This is a genomic window from uncultured Bradyrhizobium sp., assembly GCF_936928535.1.
In the GTDB taxonomy this organism is placed as follows: domain Bacteria; phylum Pseudomonadota; class Alphaproteobacteria; order Rhizobiales; family Xanthobacteraceae; genus Bradyrhizobium.
Genome location: NZ_CAKZHY010000024.1, coordinates 44,009 through 51,371 on the forward strand (window position 1 = coordinate 44,009; position 7,363 = coordinate 51,371).

At 66.0% G+C, this 7,363-nt stretch carries 4 protein-coding genes; all 4 read left to right on the plus strand.

The window, feature by feature from the left end; translation table 11 throughout:
• Window positions 1-299: 299 nt before the first annotated feature.
• Entirely contained in the window at window positions 300-3,803 is a 3,504-nt protein-coding gene (gene dnaE / locus Q0687_RS03245; protein ID WP_298872196.1) for a DNA polymerase III subunit alpha, read from the plus strand.
• A gap of 119 nt (window positions 3,804-3,922) precedes the next feature.
• The gene (locus tag Q0687_RS03250) at window positions 3,923-4,447 is read left to right on the plus strand and encodes a hypothetical protein (RefSeq protein ID WP_298872199.1); all 525 of its coding nucleotides are present in this window, start codon (window positions 3,923-3,925) and stop codon (window positions 4,445-4,447) included.
• A gap of 101 nt (window positions 4,448-4,548) precedes the next feature.
• On the plus strand, window positions 4,549-5,289 hold the full coding sequence (locus tag Q0687_RS03255; protein ID WP_298872182.1) for a carbonic anhydrase: 741 nt from the start codon (window positions 4,549-4,551) through the stop codon (window positions 5,287-5,289).
• 185 nt (window positions 5,290-5,474) lie between these two features.
• Window positions 5,475-7,363, plus strand: a 1,889-nt coding sequence (locus Q0687_RS03260) for a caspase family protein (protein ID WP_298872184.1), incomplete at its 3' end; no start/stop codon positions are given.

The window sequence follows — 7,363 nt, forward strand, 5'->3', positions numbered from 1 at the left end:
TGGTGATGGAGCAAGCCATGTTCAGGATTTTCGTGGAAGAAGCCGCTGCACTGACGTCGATCGCGCTGTTCGTCGGGATGATCGCGATCTGGGCTCAGGTCATTCCGCAGCTGTGACGGAACCGGTCTCTGTAATGCCCCCTTGGGGAAAAGCGGGATGAGGCGGGGAAGCGGCAGCTCAAGCGTGGACTCTGGCGCGGCGAGCCCCCACCATTGCGAGGCGAGTCGGCCGGGCGAGTGGATGATGATCCCGACGTCGGCGACCGCTTCATCTCATCTGCAAGAGGCCGTCACGCGACCATGCCGAGCGCCGGATTTGTCCACCTTCACGTTCACTCGGCCTATTCGCTGCTCAAGGGCTCGATCAAGATCGCCAAGCTCGGCGAGCTTGCGAAGAAGGACCACCAGCCGGCGCTCGCGCTGACCGACACCGACAATCTGTTCGGTGCGCTCGAATTCTCCGACAAGATGGCGGGTTACGGCATCCAGCCGATCGTCGGCCTGGAGCTCGCGGTCGATTTCGGCGACCAGGATCCCAACGCACGCAACGCGCTGCCGCCCTCGCGCGTGGTGCTGCTGGCCGCCCAGGAGCGCGGCTATCGCAGTCTGATGCGGCTGAATTCGCGCGCATTCCTCGAATCGCCTGATAGCCACGCCCCGTTCATCAAGTTCGACTGGTTCGACGGCGAGACCGAAGGCCTGATCGCATTGACCGGCGGCCCTGACGGTCCGATCTCGCTCGCGTTGGCCGCGGGGCAGGCCGAGGTCGCAGTCGCGCGCTGCGAGCGTCTCGCCGGCCTGTTCGGCGATCGCCTCTATGTCGAGATGCAGCGTCACAACGTCGACAAGGAACGGCGGATCGAGAGCGGGCTGATCGACATCGCCTACGCAAAGGGCCTGCCGCTGGTCGCGACCAACGAGCCATATTTCGCCTCGACCGACGATTACGAGGCGCACGACGCGCTGCTCTGCATCGCCGGCGGCCGGCTCATTGCGGAGACCGAGCGCGAGCAGCTCACGCCCGATCACCGCTTCAAGACCCGCGCCGAGATGGCGGTGCTGTTCGCCGACATTCCGGAAGCGCTGGCATCCACCGTCGAGATCGCCGAGCGCTGCTCGTTCCGCCCGATGACGCGCAAGCCGATCCTGCCGTTCTTCACCGTCGGTGCTGCGGCGAGCACGGACGCCGCCGCGGTCGAAGCAGCCGAATTGAAGCGGCAGGCGGAGGAGGGGCTCGCCAATCGCCTGCGCGTGCATGGCCTGTCGCAGGGAACGACGGACGAGGACTACAACAAGCGCCTCGCGTTCGAGCTCGACGTCATCATGCGCATGAAGTACGCGGGCTACTTCCTGATCGTGTCCGACTTCATCAAATGGGCGAAGTCGCAAGGCATCCCGGTTGGGCCGGGCCGCGGCTCCGGCGCAGGCTCGCTTGTTGCGTGGGCGCTGACCATCACCGACCTCGATCCGATCAAGTTCGGCCTCTTGTTCGAGCGCTTCCTCAATCCCGAGCGCGTCTCGATGCCGGACTTCGACATCGACTTCTGCCAGGACCGCCGCGGCGAGGTGATCAGGTACGTGCAGGAGCGCTACGGCCGCGACCAGGTCGCGCAGATCATCACCTTCGGTACGCTGCAGGCGCGCGGCGTGCTGCGCGACGTCGGCCGCGTGCTGCAGATGCCCTACGGTCAGGTCGACAAGCTGACCAAGCTCGTGCCGCAGAATCCCGCCGCGCCGGTGACGCTGGCGGCTGCGATCGAGAGCGAGCCGAAGCTGCAGGCCTTCCGCGATGAAGACCCGATCGTGGCGCGCGCCTTCGATATCGCCCAGCGCCTCGAAGGCCTGACGCGTCACGCCTCGACCCATGCGGCCGGCATCGTGATCGGCGATCGTCCCTTAAGCGAACTCGTGCCGCTCTATCGCGATCCCAAATCCGACATGCCGGTGACCCAGTTCAACATGAAGTGGGTTGAGCCGGCGGGCCTCGTGAAATTCGACTTCCTCGGCCTGAAGACGCTGACCGTGCTCGACGTCGCCTGCAAGCTGCTCAAGCCGCGCGACATCCATGTCGATCTCGCCACGCTGCCGATCGACGATGCCGAGAGCTATCAGATGCTCGCGCGCGGCGAGGTGGTCGGCGTGTTCCAGGTTGAAAGCCAGGGCATGCGGCGCGCGCTGGTCGACATGCGGCCCGACCGTTTCGAGGACATCATCGCGCTGGTGGCGCTGTATCGCCCGGGCCCGATGGCGAACATCCCGACCTATTGCGCGCGCAAGCATGGCGACGAGGAGCCGGAATATCTCCACCCCGTGCTCGAGCCGATCCTGAAGGAGACCTTCGGCGTCATCATCTACCAGGAACAGGTGATGCAGATCGCGCAGGTGATGTCGGGCTATTCGCTCGGTGACGCCGACCTCTTGCGCCGCGCCATGGGCAAGAAGATCCGCGCCGAGATGGACAAGCAGCGCGACATCTTCGTCGCGGGTGCGGTGAGGAACGGCGTGCCGAAGGGGCAGGCCGAGACCATCTTCGAATTGCTCGCCAAGTTCGCCGACTACGGCTTCAACAAGAGCCACGCGGCGGCCTATGCGCTGGTGTCCTACCACACCGCCTATATGAAGGCGCATTATCCGGTGGAGTTCATCGCGGCGTCGATGACGCTCGATCTCAACAACACCGACAAGCTCTCCGAATTCCGCTCCGAAGCGCAGCGCCTCGGCATCAAGGTCGAGCCGCCGAACATCAACCGTTCCGGCGCGACCTTCGAGGTCGGCGACAAGGTGATCTACTACGCGCTCGCTGCGCTCAAGGGCGTCGGCATCCAGGCCATCGAGCAGATCATCGAGGAGCGGACCAAGCGGGGCCTGTTCACCTCGCTTGCCGACTTCGCCGCGCGCGTCAATCCGCGGGCGATCAACAAGCGCATCATCGAGAGTCTCGCGGCCGCCGGCGCCTTCGACACGCTGGAGCCGAACCGCGCCCGCGTCTTTGCCGGCGCGGATGCGATCCTGGCTGCCTGCCAGCGCGCGCATCAGGCCGAGACCAGCGGCCAGAACGACATGTTCGGCATGTCGGCGGACGCGCCGACCATCATGCTGCCGCAGATCGAGCCGTGGCTGCCGGCCGAAAAGCTCCGCCGCGAATACGACGCCGTCGGCTTCTTCCTGTCGGGCCATCCGCTCGACGACTATGCCACCGTGCTGAAGCGGCTGCGCGTGCAGAGCTGGGCGGAATTCTCGCGCGCGGTGAAGACCGGCGCCACCGCCGGCAAGGTCGCGGCCACAGTGGTGTCGCGCATGGAGCGGCGCACCAAGACCGGCAACAAGATGGGCATCATGGGATTGTCCGATCCCACCGGCCATTTCGAGGCGGTTCTGTTCTCCGAAGGCCTGGCGCAATATCGCGACGTGCTGGAGCCGGGCGCGGCCGTGCTGCTCCAGTTGGGTGCGGAATTGCAGGGCGAGGATGTCCGCGCACGCGTGCTGCATGCCGAGCCGCTCGATGATGCCGCCGCCAAGACGCAGAAGGGCCTGCGCATCTTCGTGCGCGACACCAAGCCGCTCGACTCGATCGCCAAGCGTCTGGCTGGACCGGAAGCTGCAAGCACGAACGGCGCCGCGCCAAAAATCGGCAGTCCCGGCATCGCACCGCGCTCCAATGGCGATGGCGAGGTCTCGCTGGTGATGATGCTCGACCTCGAGACCGAGGTCGAGATGAAGCTGCCCGGCCGCTTCAAGGTCTCGCCGCAGATCGCCGGCGCCATCAAGGCGGTCGCCGGCGTCGTGGACGTGCAGCAGATCTAGCCTGATATCGTGCGGCAGCGCGTCGGCTCTGCCGACCGCAGCAAATGCGATCATGCCGTTGCAACCTGACGATGTTTCCGGCTAGCATGCCGCCGGGGAATGGAGTCTTTGGGGGCGTGATGCTATTGCGTGGACTGATGCTGCTCGTGGCGGCAGCTTTGCTGTGCGGTTGTGAGACGACGGCGCGGAGTGGACTGGACTATTCGGAAACGCTGCGGAAGATCGGGCCACCGAAATCGGGACAGGCCCGCATCGTCGTGCTTCGCGAAAAGGGCTATGGCGGTCTCGCCGATGCGGGCTGGGGATTCAAGCTCGACGGCATGCCACACTCGGGGCTGAAGACCGGGACTTACGTCTATGCGGATCGTCCGGCAGGTCTGCATTGGTTCGACGCGGAAGAGGCTGGCTTTCCCGGCGTCACTCATGTCGAGTTTAATGCGCGTTCGGGCGAGACCTTGTTTTATGTCGCCCGCGTGAGCGAACGAAAGAATGCCGTGATCGCAAATGCGAGCACCGGGTTGTTGGGCTACGGTCTCACGCTCGCAATGACCTCCGGCTACAAGAACCAGGGGCCGGTCGATTTCCTCGCGCTGGACGAGACAGCCGCGCGAACGACGATCGCGGAGCTGAAGCTGGCCGAGTAAGTGCGGGGCAGGGCGCTCGAGGGTTCGTGACGTCGTCACTTCGGAGAGGTAGAATAGCGCATCTGCGCTGATCCCGCCGGAACGGTCGAGGAGACCAACCCATGTGCGACCATTGCTCTGAAGATCGCTTCAATCTGATGTCATCGTCACGCCGGTCTGCAATGCTGCTTGCAGCATCGCTGCTGGGCACCGCCGTCGCCGGCCGCGCCTTCGCCAAGGAGCACAAGGCGCCGCCCAAACCGCAAAACGTGCTGACGCCGGATGCATCGCTGAAGAGGCTGATGGAGGGCAATGCGCGCTACGTCGAGGGCGTGACGCGGCGCCACGATTTCAGGCATGAGCGCGAGGCGCTGGCGGGCGGTCAGAATCCGTTCGCGGCGGTGCTGAGCTGCGCCGACTCGCGCATTGCGCCGGAATACGCCTTCGACACCGGACGCGGCGATCTCTTCGTCTGCCGCGTCGCCGGCAATTTTGCCGGCACCGAGACCATCGCCAGCATGGAATACGCGGTCGCGGTGCTCAATGCGCCGCTGATCCTCGTGCTCGGCCACGACGCTTGCGGTGCGGTCGATGCAACGCTGAAGGCAATCAAGGACGACAAGCCGCCGCCGGGACATATCCCCTCGCTGGTCGACGCAATTGCGCCGGCTGCCAAGGTCGCGATGCAGCAGGGCGGAGAGGTGCTCGACAAGGCGATCCGCCAGAACGTGATCGACAATGTCGCGAAGCTGAAGGCGGCGGCGCCGATCCTCAATGCGGCCGTGGAGCAGGGCAAGCTGAAGATCGCCGGCGGCATCTACCGGCTCTCGACGGGAACGGTGGACCTGATCGCGCAAGGCTAGGCTCAAGGCTGGGGCTGACGCAGAGGCGAAGCTTACGCGGAGCTGACGCGAACTGCCGGCATCGGTGGACGCCATGCCGGCGCCTCAATCCGAGCCTTTCGTTCAAGTGCCGTTCAGCCGGGCGCGCGCCTGATGCGTGGTGGACACTCAACAACAATTCAACAACAATAATGGGCAAGCAAGCCATGCGCGGGACACACAAGGTCTTCCTCTGCTTCCTTCTGCCGATCCTCGTCGTTGCCGGCGCGCTCGCTCCGGCGCGCGCGCAGCAGCAGGAAAAGCGCATCGCGCTCGTGGTCGGCAACGGCGCCTATTCCAAATCGCCGCTGGCAACCACCGCCAATGATGCCGGCCTGATCGCGCAAACGCTGCAGGCCGCGGGCTTCGATGTGGTCGGCGCGCGCGATCTCGATGGCGACACGCTGCGCAAGAGCCTGCGCGACTTCATCCAGAAGGCGCAGGCTTCGGGACCCGGCACCGTCGCCATGATCTATCTGTCCGGCTACGGCATGCAGCTGGCCGGCGAGAACTATTTCATCCCCGTCGATTCCAACATCGCGCGAGACACCGACATTCCAACCGAGGCGCTGCGCATCAGCGACTATGCCCGCCAGCTCGCCGCCATCCCGCTCAAGGCCAACATCATCGTGCTCGACGCGGCGCGTGCGCAGCCCTTCGTCGAGGGCGGCCAGCAACCGATCGCAAGTGGGCTCGCGCTGGTCGAGCCGGATCCGAACATGCTGATCGCCTTCAATGCGGCGCCGGGCACGGTGGCGCCCGAGGAGCCGGGGCCTTACGGCATCTATGCGCAGTCGCTCGCCGAGATGATCCGCACCGGCGGCCTGGCGTTGCCGGAGGTGTTCGACCGCGTCCGCCTGCGCGTCAACGAGGCCTCGAAAGGCGCGCAGGTGCCGTGGGACGACCAGAAGATCTCCGCACAGTTCACCTTCTTCGATCGTGCCCCCGACGCGCCACCGCCAGCGGCCGCGCCCGATCAGGTCGCAGCGATCCGCAACAAGCCGATTCGCGATCTCGGCGTGCAGGATGCCTATGCCGCCGCGCTCGAGCGCGACACGCTGCCGGCCTATGAGGATTTTCTCGCAGCCTATCCCGGTGATCCCCTTGCCAAGCGCGTGATGGCGATCGTCGCGGCACGCCGCGAGGCGATCACCTGGCGGCGGACCTATCGCGCCGATACGCCTGATGCCTATTGGTCGTATCTGCGCCGCTATCCACGCGGGCCGCATGCGGGCGATGCACGGCGCAGGCTTGCGATCCTGACTGCACCGCTGGAGCCGCCGCCGACCTTCGCGATGATGGACTATGACGTGCCGCCGCCGCCGCCGGAGGAGGTCGTCTATGTCGATCGTCCGGTGCTGTATTTCAGCGATCCTGACTTTGGCTTCGTGCCGCCTCCGCCACCGCCGGTCTATTTTTGCCCCCCGCCGCCGCCTGACTTCGTGGTGCTGCCGCCGCCGCTGCCGGTGGTCGGCCTGTTCGTGCTGCCGCAGCCGGTGTTCGTGCCGATCCCGGCGTTCTACAGTCCGCCGGTCTATGTCGCACCGCCGCCGAACAACATCATCTTCAACAACATCCACAACACCACGGTCATCAACACCGTGATCAACCAGCCGCCGGCGCCGCTGCCGGCCGGCAATGCGGCTGCGGCCGCAGCCATTGCCGCGAACGGGCCAGGGCGCCCGAGCGGGATGACGCAGGTGCCGAAGGTCGTGCAGCAGCAGGCGCAACAGATCCAGGCCAATCCGAGCCAGCCGCTCAAGCCGAGCCAGGCGGCGCTCGTCAGCAACCCCGCGGCAAAGCCGGCGGCAATGAAGGTGATGCAGGTCCACGCGACGCCAACCGGAACGCCGACGGGAGTGGCGCCGCCGACACCGCCGGCGCAGGGTCATGCGCTTCCTGTTCCGGGGACGCAGAACACGCCGGCCGCGCCAGCCGGTGCGGCCCAGGTCCCCAGCGGCAAGCTGGCGCCGGCGGCAAATGCGCCCGGCACTGGCCAGCCACCGGCCCACCCCACCACGGCGACCGCGCTTGGCACCACGACCACGACCGCCCC

Excerpts from the sequence above, each read along its gene's own strand:
- Q0687_RS03250 (WP_298872199.1), top strand. The coding sequence starts at position 3,923 with ATGCTATTGCGTGGACTGATGCTGCTCGTGGCGGCAGCTTTGCTGTGC.
- Q0687_RS03255 (WP_298872182.1), top strand. The coding sequence starts at position 4,549 with ATGTGCGACCATTGCTCTGAAGATCGCTTCAATCTGATGTCATCGTCA.
- dnaE (WP_298872196.1), top strand. The coding sequence starts at position 300 with ATGCCGAGCGCCGGATTTGTCCACCTTCACGTTCACTCGGCCTATTCG.